At 46.8% G+C, this 19,823-nt stretch carries 17 protein-coding genes; all 17 read left to right on the forward strand.

Going from position 1 to position 19,823, the window contains the following annotated elements; all coding sequences use genetic code 11:
• Nucleotide 1 precedes the first annotated feature (1 nt).
• Nucleotides 2-838, forward strand: coding sequence for a vitamin B12 ABC transporter substrate-binding protein BtuF (gene btuF, locus VPNCDNU1_RS16020; protein WP_104401261.1), 837 nt, complete (start codon nt 2-4; stop codon nt 836-838).
• Between the two features lie 78 nt (nt 839-916).
• Nucleotides 917-1,537: a trimeric intracellular cation channel family protein gene (locus VPNCDNU1_RS16025; RefSeq protein WP_104401262.1), complete on the forward strand. Its 621-nt coding sequence runs from the start codon at nt 917-919 to the stop codon at nt 1,535-1,537.
• Between the two features lie 260 nt (nt 1,538-1,797).
• Nucleotides 1,798-2,775, forward strand: coding sequence for a questin oxidase family protein (locus tag VPNCDNU1_RS16030; protein ID WP_104401263.1), 978 nt, complete (start codon nt 1,798-1,800; stop codon nt 2,773-2,775).
• The gene (locus tag VPNCDNU1_RS16035) at nt 2,772-3,185 is read left to right on the forward strand and encodes a VOC family protein (RefSeq protein WP_104401264.1); all 414 of its coding nucleotides are present in this window, start codon (nt 2,772-2,774) and stop codon (nt 3,183-3,185) included. The genes VPNCDNU1_RS16030 and VPNCDNU1_RS16035 overlap by 4 nt, the downstream gene beginning before the upstream one ends.
• 23 nt (nt 3,186-3,208) lie before the next feature.
• Nucleotides 3,209-3,775, forward strand: a complete 567-nt coding sequence (locus tag VPNCDNU1_RS16040) for a flavodoxin family protein (protein ID WP_104401265.1) — start codon at nt 3,209-3,211, stop codon at nt 3,773-3,775.
• A gap of 638 nt (nt 3,776-4,413) precedes the next feature.
• Entirely contained in the window at nt 4,414-5,874 is a 1,461-nt protein-coding gene (tnaA, locus tag VPNCDNU1_RS16045) for a tryptophanase (protein ID WP_104401266.1), read from the forward strand.
• A 108-nt stretch (nt 5,875-5,982) separates the two neighbouring features.
• Complete coding sequence (locus VPNCDNU1_RS16050) at nt 5,983-7,197, forward strand: aromatic amino acid transporter (protein ID WP_104401267.1); 1,215 nt, start codon at nt 5,983-5,985, stop codon at nt 7,195-7,197.
• A 12-nt stretch (nt 7,198-7,209) separates the two neighbouring features.
• Nucleotides 7,210-7,593: a Rid family detoxifying hydrolase gene (locus tag VPNCDNU1_RS16055; RefSeq protein WP_104401268.1), complete on the forward strand. Its 384-nt coding sequence runs from the start codon at nt 7,210-7,212 to the stop codon at nt 7,591-7,593.
• 221 nt (nt 7,594-7,814) lie between these two features.
• Nucleotides 7,815-9,929 (forward strand): 5-histidylcysteine sulfoxide synthase, encoded by a 2,115-nt coding sequence (gene ovoA, locus VPNCDNU1_RS16060; RefSeq protein ID WP_104401269.1) that lies wholly within the window; start codon nt 7,815-7,817, stop codon nt 9,927-9,929.
• A gap of 259 nt (nt 9,930-10,188) precedes the next feature.
• Complete coding sequence (locus VPNCDNU1_RS16065) at nt 10,189-11,385, forward strand: ABC transporter substrate-binding protein (RefSeq protein WP_167404814.1); 1,197 nt, start codon at nt 10,189-10,191, stop codon at nt 11,383-11,385.
• Nucleotide 11,386: 1 nt separating this feature from the next.
• A complete protein-coding gene (locus VPNCDNU1_RS16070) occupies nt 11,387-12,607 on the forward strand; it encodes a CaiB/BaiF CoA transferase family protein (RefSeq protein WP_104401271.1) in 1,221 nt (406 codons plus the stop codon).
• Between the two features lie 92 nt (nt 12,608-12,699).
• On the forward strand, nt 12,700-13,734 hold the full coding sequence (locus VPNCDNU1_RS16075) for a sugar ABC transporter substrate-binding protein (RefSeq protein ID WP_104401272.1): 1,035 nt from the start codon (nt 12,700-12,702) through the stop codon (nt 13,732-13,734).
• Between the two features lie 71 nt (nt 13,735-13,805).
• On the forward strand, nt 13,806-14,774 hold the full coding sequence (locus VPNCDNU1_RS16080; RefSeq protein WP_104401273.1) for an ABC transporter permease: 969 nt from the start codon (nt 13,806-13,808) through the stop codon (nt 14,772-14,774).
• Nucleotides 14,767-16,257 carry a sugar ABC transporter ATP-binding protein gene (locus tag VPNCDNU1_RS16085; RefSeq protein WP_104401274.1) on the forward strand — a complete coding sequence of 497 codons (1,491 nt, stop codon included), beginning with the start codon at nt 14,767-14,769 and terminating at the stop codon, nt 16,255-16,257. Before VPNCDNU1_RS16080 ends, VPNCDNU1_RS16085 begins: the two co-directional genes overlap by 8 nt.
• The gene (locus tag VPNCDNU1_RS16090; RefSeq protein WP_104401275.1) at nt 16,241-17,215 is read left to right on the forward strand and encodes an ABC transporter permease; all 975 of its coding nucleotides are present in this window, start codon (nt 16,241-16,243) and stop codon (nt 17,213-17,215) included. The genes VPNCDNU1_RS16085 and VPNCDNU1_RS16090 overlap by 17 nt, the downstream gene beginning before the upstream one ends.
• An 8-nt stretch (nt 17,216-17,223) precedes the next feature.
• A complete protein-coding gene (locus VPNCDNU1_RS16095) occupies nt 17,224-18,018 on the forward strand; it encodes an SDR family NAD(P)-dependent oxidoreductase (RefSeq protein ID WP_104401276.1) in 795 nt (264 codons plus the stop codon).
• A gap of 27 nt (nt 18,019-18,045) precedes the next feature.
• Entirely contained in the window at nt 18,046-19,803 is a 1,758-nt protein-coding gene (locus tag VPNCDNU1_RS16100) for a CoA-transferase (protein ID WP_104401277.1), read from the forward strand.
• The last annotated feature ends 20 nt before the right edge of the window (nt 19,804-19,823 follow it).

The following is a 19,823-nucleotide window of genomic DNA, read 5'->3' on the forward strand; positions in this document are numbered from 1 at the left end:
ATTGAAAACGCTCTTTGTTTTGTTAGTAGGTCTCCTTGTTAGCCAATCTGTTTTGGCTAATACCGTACCTCAACGCATTATTTCCCTTGCACCTCACGCAACAGAAATCGCCTTTGCGGCAGGATTGGGCGACAAGCTTGTTGCCGCAACCGACCACAGCGATTACCCAGAAGAAGCGAAAGCACTCGAACGCGTCGCCAACTATCAAGGCATCAAACTCGAACGCATTGTGGCGCTTCAACCCGACTTAATCATCGCGTGGCCAAGCGGTAACCCCGCCAAAGAGTTAGACAAACTAAGAAAACTTGGGTTTGAAATTTATGACTCCAAAACAGGCACATTCGAAGATATTATTCACAATCTAGAGCAGCTAAGCCAATACGCTGAAGATCCAAGTATTGGCATGAAAGCCGCCGCGGATTTTCGAGAAAACCTAGCGCAACTTAAACAACGCTATGCGACCGATGAGCCCGTAAAGTACTTTTATCAATTAAGCACAAAACCCATTATCACAGTGGCGCAAAATAGCTGGCCAAGTGAGGTGTTTAGTTTCTGTGGTGGTACCAATATTTTTGTCGACAGTGCGTCTCCCTACCCTCAAGTCGGTGAAGAGCAAGTCATCGTCCGACAGCCGGATGTCATCTTTACTTCTCGACATGCCGTACAAGATGAGTCCCTATGGCAAGGGTGGGCATCGCAAGTCCCTGCTGTACAACACAAACACATTTGGTCACTTAACTCTGATTGGATAAATCGACCGACACCGCGCACCGTTAAAGCCATAGAGCAGGTATGTGAGTTTTTTGAACAAGCAAGGCAATACGCAAAAGCTAACTAGGTACATGTAAAAGCTAATTAGGCACACGTAAAAAGCTAACCAGGCGCACGTAAAAAGATAACTGAGAATACGAGGAACATGGACGCATTACTTCTATACATAATTGATCTGTTTGGAACCGCGGTATTCGCGATTTCTGGGGTGTTGCTTGCCGGCAGATTAAAAATGGACCCATTCGGAGTAGTCGTACTGGGTAGTGTCACAGCTATTGGAGGCGGATCGATACGCGATATGCTTTTGGGGGCAACCCCCGTATTCTGGATCTCCGATACCGCTTATCTCTGGGTTATTTTCATTACCTGTGTGCTAACCATGTTGATTGTTAGACGCCCTAAACGCTTGCCGTGGTTCGTATTGCCTGTTTGTGATGCCATAGGGCTGGCTGTATTTGTCGGAATCGGTGTAGAAAAAGCATTAAGCTATCAAGACAGCGCCATTGTTGCCGTCATTATGGGTGTGCTCACGGGGTGTGGTGGCGGTATAATCCGCGATGTTCTAGCGAGAGAAATCCCAATGGTGCTAAGAAGCGAAGTGTACGCCACCGCCTGTTTAGTTGGCGGTATTGTTCATACTGGCGCTATCACTTTAGGTATTGAGCACTCACCTGCGTTATTTATTGGTATTTTCACCACATTGACCATTAGACTGGCGGCCATCAAATGGCACCTTTCTCTGCCAGTATTTGCCATCAACAAATAAACTAAACCACTCGATACCAACTGAACAATAGGTTGGAGAATCTCCCCAAACAATCCATTACCGGTTATAACCTCTCCGTTTTTTGTAAGCCCACATCTTTTGATGTGGGCTTTTTGTTGCGCGCTTTTTTTTGAGTGACTTCTCATTTAACTGACTAAAAAACGATTAAATAAAGTAATTTGTTTACTTAATTATCCTACGATCTATATTAGTAAACAAATAACTTTACTAAAACAACTATCAGAAAGTCAGAAGGCAATATGAACAACATACGATCTTCCACTCAACATTTAGTGACCGCGACACATCAATTTGATCCCAACTACCGAGGCGACTTAACAAATCATTTACCTATGGCTTTGGTTGCGCTGGATCTTAGTGGTGCGTCAGAAGCTCGAATTCAGCGTTTTTATGATCATTACGTCAAAATTCTGGATCCTAGGAAAACCTCGAAAACCGCGAAGCAGCCACAGATGTCGAACCGAGATCATTTCAATGATTGGCAAGCATTCTTCCTCAATGAAATCCATATCCACGGCTTAGACACGTGCTTGAAAACTCAGCTTCCGATACTCGTTGAAGGAATCGCAGCGGCAGCGTTTCATGGGCTGATTCGGCTATCCTATGCCATTGACTTAGGTTCTCCCGACGAAATTTCACATGCATTGGCATATCTTGCCAGTGAGTATCAGTATTTGGGCGATCTTCAGATCACAAGTTCATACTCACTGGACGAACAAATAGTGGAGGGGCACAACTTATTCAAACAACACGCATTTAAACCAGGGATCATCGTGGATAGAGTGCAAGAAGTGACCGAGTCAGAATGTTACGTATCCATATCAGCAATACCCGATTCACTTTCATTAGAAAAGGTACGTGACATCGTTTTGAAACAGTTTATTCGAACTAACGATTTCACGTATTTACACGGTGTGACTGGTCTACAAGCGTTCATCAATATCCTGCCTTATCTACAAGATAAAACCGTTGGACTACAGCGATTTTGGCAAGCTTACGTGGCTGCCTATTGTACAAGCAGCCCCCACGCTAAGAACACAGAGTATGTCATCTCCCGTCCGAGCAAAAATTGGCAGCAGCGATTACAACGTGCCAGCCAAAGCAATGACGACCACACCATAAAGCTGGTTTTCAGTTGCTATCGGATAGATCAATCCCACCCTACCCCATTATCAGTTCAAGCCGCTGAGATGCGTCTTGCTAAGGAGTCGTTATGAGTACTTATGTCGAGCACGCCAATATCACCGTGAAAAATGTGGATCGCGCCATAGAGTTTCTTCAAGCCGCTTTGCCTGATTTCAAGATTCGTCATTTCGGGCATAGCCATTATCGTTGGTGCCATATCGGTACAGAAGAAACCTATATCGCCTTACAGGAAGTCGTTGAAAAAGAAACCGTAGATCGCTCGCCCTATGTTGACGTAGGTATCAACCACATTGGGTTCGTAGTCGACGATATTGAGGAAGTAGAACGCAGGTTACTGAGTAATGGCTATGAACAGAACCCAATGGAAACAAAGCATCCATATCGCAAACGCCTCTATTTTTACGACAGCGATGGACTGGAATGGGAGTTCATTCAATACCTGACTCACGATTCGAAAAAACGAAATGACTACGACCATTAATAACCGATACACCAATAATAAGGATGACGTCAGTGACTAAAATATCTATTGTCTATTTTTCAAAGTGTGGCGCTACAAAAGCCTTGGCTGAATACATCGCCTGTGGCGTCCGTTCTGCGCCTAACGCATCACCTGCACTGTTAGAAATTGAGCCTAAGGATATTCATGAAGGACGTTATCAAAATGACACGCTCTTTGAAGAACTAAAAAACAGTGATGCCATTATTTTTGGGGCTCCCACCTACATGGGCGGTCCCGCCGCGCAATTTAAAGCCTTTATGGATACAAGCAGTGATGCCTACGTTGAACGGGAATGGCATAACAAGCTAGCTGCAGGCTTTACTTGCGGTGGAAGCCTGAATGGCGAACAAGAACAAACGCTGTTTTCATTCTTCGTATTGGCTTGCCAGCACGGCATGATTTGGGCTGGCTTGGACGAATCCGAACATGTCAGCGACCGCGGATTAAACCGATTGGGGTCCAATATAGGGCTGACAGCTTGCAACAAAGATATTGAAGAGTTGGTGCATTCAAACGACGCCAAAACCGCCATTTATTTAGGTGGACGTATAGCGAAGCTCGTAAAATAGAGCTTGATATATCCAAGTGGTTCAGAATTTAGAGCCACTTGGGTATAAGCCAATTAATACAGATAACATACTGGAATAAATATCATTTTATCTTAACAATTCAATCATATTTTCTCGTCAGAGTTTTGATTCATATAATCCCCATGAAATATGTGATGCTTTCTGCTAATTTATAATTATGATGATAAAACTCTCATACATTAATCACATTTGCTTTTTTTGTGAATACCAAACTTCATTAAGCTAATATATATTTATGTAAGTAGAGCAATACTTTTGCTTTTGGCAGAGGAACATACAATGAACATGTACCTTAATTGGCAATCCAAATTCCAGCTAACCCTGTTAGACTGGTACACCATTGATCATCAGATTTCATTTCACCTTTCTTCTGAATAAAAACTTTTCAAGCCAATCTCAGTGGCAAAAAAGCACATCGAAGACATGCAGTAAACATCGTAGGGAATGTCTCTAAAGAGTCGTTGTATTCTTTATTTTCCACTTGTTTATACCTGATTTCTTTATTGCTAATTCATCACTGATTTATTTATTAACAATCAATTCTAAACATTGAATTCATTAATAATTTGATGGGGTTTATCTCATCTAAAATAAATATACTCTTGAAAGGTCTTAATATGGAAAACTTTAAACACCTCCCTGAACCGTTTCGCATTCGAGTTGTAGAGCCGGTAAAACGCACCACCCGAGAATATCGTGAAATAGCCATAATGAACTCCGGTATGAACCCATTTTTGCTAGACAGTGAAGATGTTTTTATTGATTTACTGACAGACAGTGGAACCGGTTCAATCACTCAAAGCATGCAAGCCGCGATGTTAATGGGAGACGAAGCTTACAGCGGAAGCCGAAGCTACTATGCATTATCAAAAGCGGTAAGCGATATTTTTGGCTATGAATATACCATTCCGACCCACCAAGGACGTGGAGCAGAACAGATCTACATCCCTGTGCTCATCAAAAAAAGAGAGCAAGAAAAAGGATTGGACCGCAGCAAGATGGTTGCACTGTCTAATTACTTCTTTGATACAACACAGGGACACACTCAAATAAACTGCTGTGTCGCGAGAAACGTGTACACAGAAGATGCCTTCGATACTTCAGTAAATTCTGATTTCAAAGGTAACTTTGATTTAGACAAATTGGAAAGTGCCATATTAGAAGTTGGCGCTCAGAACGTCCCGTATATAGTCAGCACCATCACGTGTAATTCCTCTGGCGGGCAACCTGTTTCTATCGCGAACTTGAAAGCCGTGTACGAAATTGCTGGAAAATACGACATCCCAGTCATCATGGATTCCGCTCGATTTGCTGAAAATGCCTTTTTTATCCAGCAACGTGAGCCAGGGTATAAGGATTGGAGTATTGAGGAAATTACCCGCGAATCGTACAAATACGCAGACGGTCTCGCTATGTCTGCCAAAAAAGACGCCATGGTTCAAATGGGAGGGTTATTGTGCTTTAAAGACAGCCGATTCGACGATGTTTACAACCAATGCCGAACGCTATGTGTGGTTCAAGAAGGTTTCCCTACTTACGGCGGATTAGAAGGCGGAGCAATGGAGCGCTTGGCCGTTGGGCTTTATGAAGCTATGCGACAAGAATGGCTAGAATACCGCATTGGACAAGTTCAATACCTCGTGGATGGGTTAGAAAAACTGGGTATTGTCTGCCAGCAAGCAGGCGGTCACGCCGCATTTGTTGACGCAGGAAAGCTTCTTCCTCATATCCCTTCACATCAATTCCCCGCACACGCACTGGCTTGTGAACTCTACAAAGTTGCTGGTATTCGCGCCGTAGAAATTGGCTCACTACTGCTAGGGCGCGATCCTGCTACAGGCGAGCAAATGCCCTCACCTGCTGAGCTGCTCAGGCTCACGATTCCTCGTGCCACTTACACGCAAACCCACATGGATTTCATCATCGAGGCGTTTGAAAAAGTTCAACAAAATGCTCAAAACATTAAAGGATTGGAGTTCACCTATGAACCTGAAGTACTCAGGCACTTTACAGCGAAACTAAAAGAAGTAGAAAAAACAAAGAAGGACGCACAGGAAGTGCCAATGACCGAAGTCTAACTTATTCGGGCGCTTTTTAAGCGCCCTTTATTTTTGCAGCATATACCTGATATCTCGGTATCGGGGGAGTATCGCTGCGCCTAGAAAACTGCAATCAGGGATACGATTATGAAAAAATCTCCATCAATTTTAGGTGGCGCATGCATTATTGCAAGCGTCTGCGTCGGCGCTGGAATGCTTGGTCTTCCTAGTGCCGGAGCAGGCGGCTGGACGTCTTGGTCGCTCATTGCCATCACCATTACTATGATCATCATGACACTGTCTGGATGGATGCTACTTGAGGCGTTTAAGCATTACGATCTCAAAGTCTCCTTTAATACAGTGACCAAAGATATGCTTGGCAACAACGTCAATAGGTTAAACAATTTGGCGGTGTATTTTGTCGGTGGCATATTACTTTACGCTTACATCACTTCTTCGGGGCTTATTTTACAAGAAGTCCTTGGAGTGAGCAGCCAGTTGGCTTCCATCCTCTTTGTGCTCATCTTTTCTGGATTTGTTTGGCACTCCACCAGAGCAGTTGATCGAATCTCTGTGATTCTGATTTCGTTCATGGTGTTGAGTTTTGTGTTTGGCGTGTCTGGTTTGGTCGCCAAGGTAGACATGTCCATCCTCTTCGATAAAGCAAGCGATGAAAACAGCTACGCACCTTATGCCATGGCAATGCTACCCGTGGCACTCACTTCATTTGGCTACCATCATTCCGTGTCTAGCATGAGGAGTTATTACGGCGAAGAAAGGCGAGCGAAATACGCCATTTTAGGGGGCACTATTATCGCGTTGTCTCTCTATTTCCTTTGGATAATGAGCATCTATGGCAACCTGCCTAGAAGTGGATTTGGTCCTGTTTTGGAGCAAGGGGGTAACGTCGATTCACTTTTGAATGCCCTTGGCACGGTAATCGAGTCTGAGCGAGTCTCCAACGCGATTAACTCATTTTCTATGGCGGCTATCCTGTCATCATTTATCGGAGTCGGGCTTGGCGTTTTCGACTACCTTGCCGATCTGTTCAATTTTGAAGATAACAAGAAAGGTCGCACGAAAACTTGGGCAGCGACCTTTCTTCCCCCACTTGTTCTATCACTGCTTTTCCCGTTTGGTTTCCTTATCGCAATTGGTTATGCCGGTGCGGCGGCAACATTGTGGGCATGCATTATTCCCGGTTTATTGGTGATGAAGTCGCGCCGGCGAGAAGATGGGCAAGAAGGTTTTAAAGCCCCTGGTGGGTTACTCATGGTCGTACTGGTCATCTTCTTTGGCGTTACTACCGCTGTTTTCCACTTTCTCTCGATGTTTAATTTACTTCCCGCATTTACGGGCTAGCAAGGAATCCACATGAACAAAATAGAAACCAACAACGCCCCTGCGGCAATCGGACCCTATGTACAAGGTGTAGATTTAGGTGGCTTAGTCATTACATCAGGGCAATTACCTATTAACCCTACAACCAAAAGTATGCCCGAAAACGCAGCAGAGCAAACCCTGCAAAGTTTGAATAATGCGCTGGCGATACTCAAGCAAGCAGAGTTAGACGCCACAAACATTGTGAAAACCACTGTTTTCGTGAAAGATCTCAATGAGTTTTCCGTTATAAATGGCGCTTATGAGGCGTTCTTCGTTCAAAATAATGCACCATTTCCAGCCCGTTCATGCGTTGAAGTCGCGCGATTACCGATGGACGCCAAAGTAGAAATTGAAGTGATCGCGATCCGTTCTTAACCTCTACTTACCCTCATAGCTTTTGCCTTGAACCCCATTTAAGCCGCTGAAATAGCGGCTTATCTCACACACCAAAAGTGATTCAAATCACACTATCGCCTTAGAGCTTGTTTCCTTTTTGCCATTTCCTCGGTCTGTAATGTTTTTGCACTGCAGCTTCCTCTTTATGAACTAGTTTTAATAAAACTGTGTGGGATACGCTGAACTTTGGAGATGTCATCATGGAAAACGACCTGATCAGGGATCATCAAACCATTCTTCTTACAGGAGAAAATGAACAGGAAAAACGGGAAGAACTCCGCCATTATTTCGACCAAACATGGCGCTTATATGAGTCTTTGTTTGATGTGATCAACAACGATCAAGCTTATTACAAGAAAGCCGAACCCTTACGCCATCCGCTGATTTTTTATTTTGGTCACACCGCCACGTTTTTTATAAACAAACTGAAACTGGGCAAGATCATCGATCAACGCATCAATACAAACTTTGAATCCATGTTTGCTATTGGTGTGGATGAGATGTCTTGGGATGATCTTGATGAAAAACATTATGACTGGCCATCCGTTGAAGACGTAAGGCACTATCGAGATCAAGCGAAACTATTGATCGAAAAAACGATCCACTCTATGCCTTTGACCTTACCGATCACCCAAGACCAGCCCGCTTGGGCAATATTAATGGGCATTGAACATGAACGTATTCACCTAGAAACCTCATCCGTCATCATTCGTCAGCTTCCCCTTGACGATGTCAGCCCTCACCCTTTGTGGGAAAGCTGCGTAGATACTGGAAGCGCCCCAAAAAACAGCTTAATCAGCATTGCAGGTAATAGCGTGACATTAGGAAAACCCCCAGAAGATGCGACTTATGGTTGGGACAACGAATTTGGCACGCAAAGTTGCCAAGTAGCCGACTTCAAAGCATCGAAATTCCTTGTATCGAACCAAGAGTTTATGGAATTTGTTAAGGATGAAGGCTATCAACAACTGCGCTTTTGGAATGAAGAAGGGCAGAGCTGGCTTAACTACACACAAGCGACCATGCCCCGATTCTGGCGCAATAAAGAAGGGGCTTTTTGGCAGCGTAATCTAACGGAAGAAATCCCCCTACCGTTAGACTGGCCGGTCGAAGTGAACCAGTTAGAAGCAAAAGCCTTCTGCAACTGGAAAGCGGAACAATCTCAAGCAAACATTCGGCTTCTTACTGAACCAGAATGGCAATTACTGCGCGATAACATTGACCATGACTCCCCCACTTGGCATGAAGTGCCCGGAAACTTACAGCTTTCATTTTATGCTTCATCTTGCCCAATCAATCGCTTTGGGCATAACGGAATATTTGACGTTGTGGGCAATGTTTGGCAGCACACTGAAACGCCAATCGATGGATTCAGTGGGTTTGAAGTTCACCCACTTTACGATGATTTCTCTACCCCAACCTTTGATGGTAAGCACAACATGATCAAAGGAGGATCATGGATATCAACCGGAAATGAAGCCATTCGCTCATCACGCTACGCGTTTCGTCGCCATTTCTATCAACACGCAGGGTTTCGTTATGTCGAATCGGATCAAAATCCGCAAGACATGGTCTCCATGAACATTTATGAAACCGATGAACTCATTTCGCAATATCTTGAGTTCCATTATGGAAAAGAGTATTTCGACGTGCCCAATTTTTGCGTGAATGGAATCGATCAAGTGATTCAAACTATTCAGCTTAAAGAAAATGCCCGCGCTTTAGACATTGGGTGCTCTGTCGGACGCGCAACGTTTGAGCTCGCGAAGCACTTTGACTACGTGGACGGCATTGATTTCTCGGCACGATTCATTCAACAAGCTTATGCGTTAACTGAGCAAGGTGAAAAGCGCTACACCATCAAAACAGAGGGAGACTTGGTTGAATTCAAAAGCGTGACCCTTGAACAACTTGGGTACGCTAGCCTCGCAAGCAAAGTGAATTTCATGCAGGGAGACGCCTGTAACCTCAAACCTCAGTACACCAATTACGATCTAGTCTACGCGTCAAACCTGATAGACCGGTTGTCGGATCCTAAGGCTTTTCTTACCAGCATTAGCCAGCGGCTTAACCAAGGTGGCTATTTGGTGATTGCCTCGCCCTATACTTGGTTGGAAGAGTACACAGATAAGGAAAAGTGGCTGGGTGGCATAAAAGTAAATGGTGAAAACCACACCACATTGGATGGGTTAACCGAAGCACTGATTGGCGAGTTTGAACTGGTCGCCGTAAAAGAAGTACCGTTCGTTATCCGTGAAACCAAACGCAAGTTCCAACATACGTTGTCTGAAATGAGTGTTTGGCGCAAGCGCTAACTCAAAAGTTCAACACCCCCTGATACTCCCCAAATGAGGGCTCTACATAAGAGCCCTCCAATTCTTCAATACTTTGATTTCATTGGCATTAAGCGTGACTACAACTTCAAATTAAGATTCTATTCCCTAAAAAACACAATCAGCTGTTCAAAAAACAACCTACCATTCTCAATGATGACACTTTACTTTATTTATATATGAAAACAATATTTATATAGAAAAGTTAATTGTCATAACCAAATGGATGGTAACGACAGACATGTCATACGAAAAATCGACAAGGATAAAAGGGCTTGCTTGGGATCATGAACGCTGCTGCGGCCCACTTGATGCCAGTATCCCTTTGTTTAAAAAGGACAACCCATATTTTGAAATTCAGTGGGACAAGCAACCACTCAGTGCATTCGGTGAAGGTGATCTCAATCAGGTGTTGAAGCAGTACGATTTGCTTATCATCGATCACCCGTTTATCGGAGAAGCTAATGAGGGCAACTACTTTCACGATCTGAAAAGCCTGTTGCCAGATGAATTGATAGAGGCTCACTCGCTTGATGCTGTCGGTCCCTCGTTTGAGTCTTATTGCCACAATGAGCAATTGCTCGCTTTGCCCATTGATACTGCCTCTCAGGTGGCGGTCAGCCGCCCTGACATTATGAAATCTCATGGCTGGCGTCTGCCCAAAACTTATCAGGAACTGATAGAGCTGAGTAAAACAGCGAAGAGGAAAGGGCTTTACATCGGGTACCCTGCCGCCGAGATCGACATCATGTGCAGTTACCTCACCATAAGTGCAGCACTTGGTTCTCCTCTGAAAGAGGACGGAGCATTTACCGATTTCGCAACGTTTTCAAAAACCATTGTCATGCTCAAAGAGATGCTTTCATTTGCTCACCCTAATTCGCTCGAATGGAACCCTATCCAGTGCTATGACTACATGATCGGGCATGATGACATTCCCTATTCCCCTTTAGGTTTTGGCTATCTGAATTACTCTGCCAGTGCTTTTTCAACCAAGCTTAGCTTTCACAACATAGTGGCGTTCAATAATGAACTGCCTGCCCATTGTGGGCTGTTAGGCGGTGCGGGGATTGCCATAAGCAAACACAGCGACAAACCACATGAAGCCGCTAAATACCTCGCCTTTCTTTGCTCTCCTGAATATCAGAGTTCGGGATACATCTTTGCAGGTGGTCAGCCGGCCTTCGGAGCTGCTTGGCGCAACAAGCAAGCCGATGAGCAGTTCGGGCACTTCTTTTCTCAAACCCTTGAGGCAACAGAGCGAGCTTACCTGCGCCCGAGGTTTCCTGGGTTCATGGCCTTCTTCCGCAGTGCGATGCCAGTCATTGCCAGCCTTGTAATCAGCGACTCAGGCAATACATCTCAAGCTTGGAAAGACCTATCTGAACGATTCAAAACCTGCCAACCATCTCAAGCCAAGATAATTAAGGATTTTTAGCATGAACAAAGCACTAAACGGCGTCAAAGTTCTGGATTTCAGCCACCTTCTTCAAGGTCCGTTTGCTACCCAGATGCTTGGAGATATGGGGGCTGACATCATAAAAATTGAGCGACATGGAAAGGGGGACTTATTCCGTAGCCTCACATTTTTCAATAAGTGGGTAGGAGGAAGCGAAAGCCCTAACTTTTTGGCCTGGAACCGCAATAAGCGTTCTTTGGCGGTCAATTTAAAAAATCCAGACGTGCACCAGTGCATTATGGAAATGGCAAAAACTGCCGATGTCGTGGTTCAAAACTTTCGCCCAGGGGTATTGGATAAGCTGGGCTACGGTTATGAAGATTTTAAAGCGGTAAATGACCGCATTATCTATTGCTCTGGTTCAGGGTACGGGGAGAGCGGACCTTACCTGAGCCGACCTGGTCAGGACATGCTGGTTCAGGGTTTGACAGGGCTGGCATCCAACACCGGTCAAGCCAGCCAACCTCCGGTGCCGACGGGTGCAGGTATTGCCGACCAAATCGGTGCCATGAACATGGTTTATGCCATTTTGTCAGCACTGTACTACCGCGAGAAAACAGGAAAAGGGCAGAAACTAGAAATCAACTTACTGGCGGGGATGATGGCGCATCTGGGTCAGGAATACCTTACGGTGCTCAACTTAGATCAGGATTTTGAACGCCCAGATTCAGGGATTGGACACCCGGGAATGGATGCGCCTTTTGGTGTTTACCAGTGCAGCGATGGCTTTGTCAGCATAGCCATGAGCCCATTTTCAACACTGATTGATGTGTTAGGTGCTGACCACCTTTCAGCCTACGACAACCCTCAGGTTCTGTTTGATAAGCGAGATGAGATTTGGGAAGACATCAATAAAGAGACCCAAAAATTCACGCAAGCCGAGCTTATGCAACGTCTGTTGGAAGCCGACGTATGGTGTGGCGAGATAAAGGATTTTCGTCAGGCGAGTAAAGACCCTCAGGTCACACACCTCGGCATGATCACTGAATATCAACACCCTACTGCGGGCGATGTAAAAGTGGTCGCACCTGCGGTGACCATGAGTGAAACCCCTCCCAAGATTGACCGCCCGGCGCCTTTAATTGGGCAACACAGTATCGAAATCCTTCGTGAACATGGAATCGCGGAAGAGCTGATTGAAAAACTGACTCAGTCAGATGATGTAACGGTGCAAATGCAGCATGAAAGCCAAGGTAAGTAGGTTCTGGCTGTTATGCCGTATTGCTGTCGGATGTATTCCTCATCAAGAGGTAAACACCATCTAGGAGAAACACCATCTAGGAGAAGCAAAGTATGAAAGGATTCATAACCAAAGCAAGCCGTCTGGCGTTGCTATCTGTCTCGATGATGACAGCAGGAATCGCTGTCGCCGCTGAAGGACCTAAAACAGCCGGATACATAGTGAACTACGCTACTCACGAATGGTATCAGAACGTGATTAAAGGGATGGAGCAGCGTGGTAAAGAACTGGGCGTCAAACTGGAAGTGATCGACGCCAACTTGGACATCGCGAAGCAGGTCTCTGCTGCCGAAGATTTCATGGCAAGAAACGTGGACGTGCTGATCATTACGCCAGTCAACGAACAAGGGGTGGTCCCTATTCTTCGCCGGGCTAAAGCTAACGGTATTCCGGTCGTGCTTGAAGGCAGCCCAGCCAAAGGCATGCAGACCTTAGTCGCCATCTGTGATTACGACACGGGTTACAACGCAGGTGTTGAAACCGGCAAGCTTGCCAAAGACACCATTAAAGGACAGGTAAGAGTAATGAACGTTGGTCTGCCGCTTCTTTCCGCGACCGTGCTTCGCAGTCAGGGATTTATGGACGGCTTACAAACCATTCTTCCTGATGCTTTGATGGTTCATGATCTGGATGGAGGCGGTAACCCGGATCGCTCTCAGGAAGTTTCTTCTGCGGCATTGGCGGCAGACGCCAAAATCAATGTGATTTACGGCATCAATGATTCATCGGCGTTAGGCGGTTTGCAGGCATGGCGAGCGGCTGGTCTGTCTGAAGATCAACTGATCGTTGTGGGTACTGGCGGTGAAGGTCTGGCATTCCTCAACGAAATGTCCAAAGAAAACAGCCCGCTAAAACTGGAAGCGGCTATGTTCCCAGAAAAAGTAGGCTTTACCACAATGGACACCGCAGTAGCGCTCTACAAAGAAGAAAGCCTGCCTGAGCATGTTGTGAGCCCAACCACCACACTGACTCTGGCGAACTACAGCAATTATTACTCTTACGACGGCAAGTCTCGTCAGATCCAGTGGGACACCGTCAACAGTCTGGTCCCTGCGAAGAAATGTATGAAGTACGCGTCTGATCTTTAAAGACTCGTGATTCAAATAGCGGCAACAGGGGTTGTTGTCGCCTGTTCGCAAAAACTAGTAGGAGTAAGGCTATGGATAAGCCGTCTTCGCCTGCATTTTGGCAGAAGATCAGTAACTCAAAATCGTTGTTTCTGGTGATATTGCTGGCAGCACTAATTATTGGGCTGAGCATTTCATCGGATCGATTTCTCACGCCAGCGAATGCAGTCGCAGTACTGCATCAGTCATCGTTGGTGCTCATCGTTGCGGTGGGCATGACACTACTTTTGATTAGTGGTGAAGTGGACATCTCAGTTGGTGCTGCAATGGGATTTGCCTCTTGCGTGGTGATGGATGTTCTCAATGCTACGCATAGTCTGCTTGCAGGTATTGTGGCAGGGGTTTTGTTTGGTGTGGCTGTGGGCGTCTTCAATGGATTGGTCACAACCCGCTTAAAAGTAAACTCGCTGATTGGCACCATTGCGACCATGATGATTTTGCAAGGTGGCGTCTTTTTGTATACCCGTGAGGCTATCCAGAACCATCATCAACTGCCTGCATTTTCCAGCGTCGCCACGGGATATTGGCTGGGCATTCCCGTTCCGGTCATCATTGCCATCGTCGCTGTCATTATTGGTGGTGTGCTCTTATCCCGAACCCGTCAGGGTCGCCTTATTAGTGCCGTTGGGGCCAATCAGAATGCTGCTAAACTGTCGGGAATATCCCCCAGCAAAGTTAAGATAACTGCGTTTGTTATTTTGGGAGCATTGACAGGAATTGCCGCCGTCATTCTGGCGTCACTTCTTAATGCAGGTCAGCCAACCGCCGGAAAGGGCTTTGAGCTGATTGTGATTGCGGCGGTTCTGTTAGGTGGTACGAGCCTATTTGGCGGCAGTGGTTCCATTTTGGGGACGGTACTGGCGGTGATGATATTAAAAATCATCGATAACGGAATCATCATTCTTGGCTGGAATCAGGACTGGCAAATCATCATCCCGGGTGTGTTTCTTATTCTCGCGGTCTACCTCGACATAGTCAGGAGGAAGCCATCTTATGAATGAGCAGAATCCACTAATTCAAATCGATAACCTCACTAAGTCTTTTCCTGGCGTGAAAGCGCTGGACGGTGTGTCACTAGAGCTTTTTCCGGGCGAGGTTCTGGCGCTGATTGGTGAAAACGGTGCGGGAAAATCAACCCTCATCAAGATTCTGTGTGGCGTATTTCCTGCTGATGAAGGCAGCGTTTCTCTTAGTGGAAAAGTGATGCATTTCCAAACCCCTTCCGATGCGCTAAAAGCGGGGATAAAACCTGTTTTTCAAGAGATCGCCCTCATCCCCGAATTTACCGTGGCTGAGAATATCTTTATGGAGAATCATCCACTCACATCACTCGGAACCATTGGCTGGAAAAGCATTCGACAACAAGCCGCGGAACTGTTCGAGCAACTGGGGTTCGACTTAGATCCCGATGCTAAAGTCGCCGACTTGCCCATCAGCCAACAGCAGCTTGTCGAGATCACCAGAGCCATCAGTTCAGACGCCAAAGTCGTGGTGATGGACGAGCCAACATCTTCACTCAGCCCAGCCGAAATCAAAAACCTCTTTGTGGTCATCAACAAACTCAAAGCAATGGGCATTGCGGTGATTTATGTCAGCCACAAACTCGACGAGTTGTTTGAGATCGCCCAGCGTTGTGTAGTGCTTCGAGACGGCTGTCATGTATCTACCAAAGCTATGTCTGAACATACTCACGACACCCTAATCCGAGACATGGTGGGCAGAGAGATAAGCGACCTCTTCCCGAAAACCGAGCATCAAACCAAAGAAACCCGTTTGGAAGTCAAAGGCGTGAACGCAGGACAAAAACTGAAAAATATCGATTTTCATGCACGTTCTGGAGAAGTAGTCGGCTTTTTTGGCTTGGTTGGCGCGGGACGTACAGAACTTGCCAAAGTACTGGTTGGATACGATCCAATCAGCGAAGGTGAAATCCACATCAATGGGGAACCCCTCAAACCTCACGATACTTCAAAAGCGAAATCGTTAGGCATTGGCTTGATGAGTGAAGACCGTAAAGAAGAAGGGTTGATGCTGGAAGCCGATGTGCAGAGCAACATGAGCCTTGCCTCGCTGGAAAAACTCACCCAGTACGGGTTTGTCAGCGACAACCAAGAGAAGCTGTCCTGCGATAAGTTTGTCGATAGATTCAAAATCAAAATCACCTCCTTATCGCAACTTTCCGGCACTCTGTCCGGCGGAAATCAGCAGAAAGTGATGCTGTCTCGATGGCTTATGTACGGGTTATCGGTGCTGGTGGTGGACGAACCCACAAGGGGAATAGACGTGGGGGCAAAATCGGAGATATACGCACTGATCGATTCGCTGGCTCAACAGGGTATGTGCATCGTTGTCATGACCTCTGAGATGCCTGAATTATTAGGCTTGTGCGATCGGATCTACGTGATGTCTGAGGGAAGGATCACTGCCGAATATCCACGCAGTAAAGCAACACAGGAGAAGATACTTGATGCAGCCATCCAATAGTTCCAACTCACCCAACTCTGCCTGGGGCTGGCTGATCAAGCATAACGAGTTTGCGCTGGCGCTATCTCTTTTGATGATCATTCTGGTGTTTTCTCTGCTGTCTGAACATTTCTTTAGTGTCAGAAACCTCACCAATGTCTTGGGTCAGGCGTCGATCATTCTCACTCTGTCTCTTGGTGTCAGTCTGGTGTTTATCTCTGGGGAGGTCGATATCTCTGTCGGCTCACTGGTCGCCGCCGTCGCCATTCCTCTTATTGAAGTGATGAATGTCACCGAATCGATGACACTTGGGATCTTCGGTGCACTTGCCTGCGGTTTACTCATCGGCGTGATAAACGGGTATCTGGTCGTCTACCTCAGGATCAACTCCCTCATCGTCACACTGGGTACGCTGTTTATCATTCGAGGTGGAGTTTACCTCTACACCGGGAAAAAGGCCATTGCCGATGAAGTGTATTTAGAATCCTTCTTTCAGCTCGGAAACGGGCGCTTTATGGACGTACTCCCATACCCTGCCCTAATTGCCGGAACCTTGGTTATCCTGCTCGCTTTTGCTTTAAGGCATACCCGATTTGGGCGCAAAGTCTACGCCATTGGGGGCGATGCCAAAGTGGCTCGGCTCGCCGGGTACAACGTGCAAAAAGTGAAGTTCACCTGCTTCGTGCTCTGCGCCTTGATCTCTACCGTTGGCGGAATACTACTGGCATCTCGACTAGGGTCGGCGGTTCACCTGGCGGGTCTGGGGTACGAATTTCAGGCGGTCGCTGCCGCAGTGCTGGGTGGAATCAGCTTAGCGGGCGGAATTGGCAGTTTGGTTGGCGTGCTTCTTGGGGTACTGATTCTGGCGTTTGTCTCTAATGGCTTAGGCATGCTCGGAGCCCCAACGGAATGGCAATTAGTGGTAACCGGCATCGTGATCATCATTGCGGTCACGCTCGATTCAATGAAAAAACAATAGGTAACACTATGACCAGACTCAAAGGGAAAGTTGCGGTAGTCACTGGCGCTGCCGATGGTATCGGTCAGGTAATCTCGGAAACCATGGCAAAGGAAGGAGCGTCTGTCGTCCTCGCCGACATTCAGGAAGAAAAAGGGCAGCAAGCCACCCAAAGTATTGTCGAATCCGGAGGCAAAGCCCTGTTCATCAGAACCGACGTGGGCCAAGAAAAAGACATGCTGGCACTATTGGAACAGGTGGTTCAGCACTACGGTAAGTTGGATATTTTGGTCAACAACGCAGCCGTCGCCATTGGTGGTATGCCGATAAATGAAATGACCGAAGATCAATGGCAGAAGATCATAGCCGTCAATTTCAGCAGCGTGTTCCGAGGTTGCAAGTTCGCCATTCCGCATATGATAAAAAATGGCTCAGGTTCCATCATCAACATGGCTTCTGCTCAGGCGCATAACGGGCTGCAAGGCTGGAGTGCTTACGCTGGCATTAAGGGCGGGATCATCGCCATGAGCAAGCAGCTCGCTGTGGAGTTTGGTCCTAACAATATCCGGGTTAACACCATTTCTCCGGGTACCATCAGCACCCCCATGGTAGAGAAGGTGATCCGTGAAAGTGAAGATGGCGAATCCATCATGCGTTCCTTTGTGGACATGCACCCAATAGGTCGAATTGGCAAGCCAGAAGAAGTGGCAGAAACTGCCGTTTATCTTGCGTCCGACGCTTCTGGTTTCACCACAGGGACGGACATTCGGGTCGATGGCGGATTATGTATTACGGCTCGTTACAAACCGGATAGCTGGTACTAAAACCTGCCAAACAAGGGAATCACCGTTATGAGTTTAGTAAAAGCCAATCGACCGGAAATAACGTCATTAGAAGCGCTTGCCTTACGGGTTGAAAGCGGAAGCCGGCTATCTGTTGGAGGGCATCATTTTGCCCGATTGCCCATCGCCTTAATAAGAGAGATTTGTCAGCGACGAGTCACTGGCTTGCGTTATTTTAACTGGGCTGGAGGCTTGCCTCTTGAGATGTTGCTAGAAGCGGAAGCCGTCGGAAGCATTGATATCTGTTTTTCTAGCCTTGATGTGTTTGGCCTTGCGCCCAAGTTTCGCAAAGCGGTCGAAAAACAGGGAATACCGATGACCGACTGGCCAGCTTTAGCGTTGATTCAAAGCCTGAGAGCCGCCGAGCAAAACCTGCCCTTTCTCCCTATGCAAAGCCCAGTCGGCTCAGAACTTAATGAAACCTGCCCGGCACTCACTCCCTATTTCGATGAAGAAAGCCAGCAAACGCTGTCACTGGTCAAAGCTCAAACGACCGATATATTGCTGCTTCACGCCCCTCGTGCTGATGAATCAGGAAACGTAGAGCTCTATGGCGCTCATTCACTCGACAAACTGGTTGCAGGCGCTGCGAAACAGGTGTTGGTGACCGTAGAAGAAATCGTCCCGAATGGCACGTTACAAAAGGGATTGAGAAACACCATCATTCCCCGAAACAAGATCAGCGCGATAGCCGAAGTCCGAGGCGGCGCTTACCCTTGTTCTTGTCTGCCTTATTACACAACGGACTACCAGCGGCTTATGGAGATAACCCAAAGCTCGCAGCCTCTGGAATCCGAATTGCAGCAACGCGAAGTGCCCACACTGATCCAGCAAGCTGCACAACTTCCATTGAGTGATCTGTTGTCCTCATACACCGCCTTATCCACCGACGACAAAGTGTCACCAGCAGCAACCGCCGCCGATATTATGACCATCCGAGTTGCCAGAATGCTGAGTAATGAAAGCTACGCCAGCGCAGGGGCCGTATCCCCTCTGGCAAACGTGGCTTACCGGTTGGCAAAAGCCAGTCATGCACCAGACCTGATGTTCACCACCTTTAGTGGCGGCACCGTTGATATTCAGGCTGGCACCATGAGCTTAACCTTGCTGGAATCCATGGACACGCAAAGTGCAGCAGGGCATACCGGAGGCGAAGATACTTACTGGACTGCCTATCAGGGAGGTCTGGTCAGCCACGAAATTGTGGGAACTGCGCAGATTGATGCCAAAGGCATGACAAACACCTTGTCTATCTCTAAACCTAGTGGAGGCTTCGTGCGCTTACCCGGACAAGGAGGCATGGCTGATGTCGCAAACATGCACCAGCATTTTATGGTTTACTTACCCCGCCACACCCCTCAAGCACTCGTTGAACAAGTCGAACTATGCAGTGCAGGTCGGCGACTTGTATCAGAAGAAGAGCGCAGGAAGTACGGTTATCAACCGGGCAAAATCACCCTTATCACCAATCTGTGTTTATTTGAATACGATGAAGAAGAAGGGCAACTCATGGTCGTGGAAACCATGCCCGGCGTGAGTAGGCAGACCATCACAGAGCAAACCGGATTTAAAGTCCTGTTCTCTAACCAATGCCGAGAAATGGAATCAGTACGGGACGAGGAGTTGGCGATACTAAGAAACCGGATCGATCCACTGGGGATAAGACGACTGGAGTTTGTCAGTGCCAAAGAACGCCAGACATTACTTAGCAGTATAATTAATCAGGATCGTCAGTTGGTCACTGCGTTACTCAAACCATCGGCTTAGGTTCAGAAAACATTTCGTAC

The sequence above is a fragment of the Vibrio penaeicida genome (genome assembly GCF_002933855.1).
Taxonomy (GTDB): Bacteria; Pseudomonadota; Gammaproteobacteria; order Enterobacterales; family Vibrionaceae; genus Vibrio; species Vibrio penaeicida_A.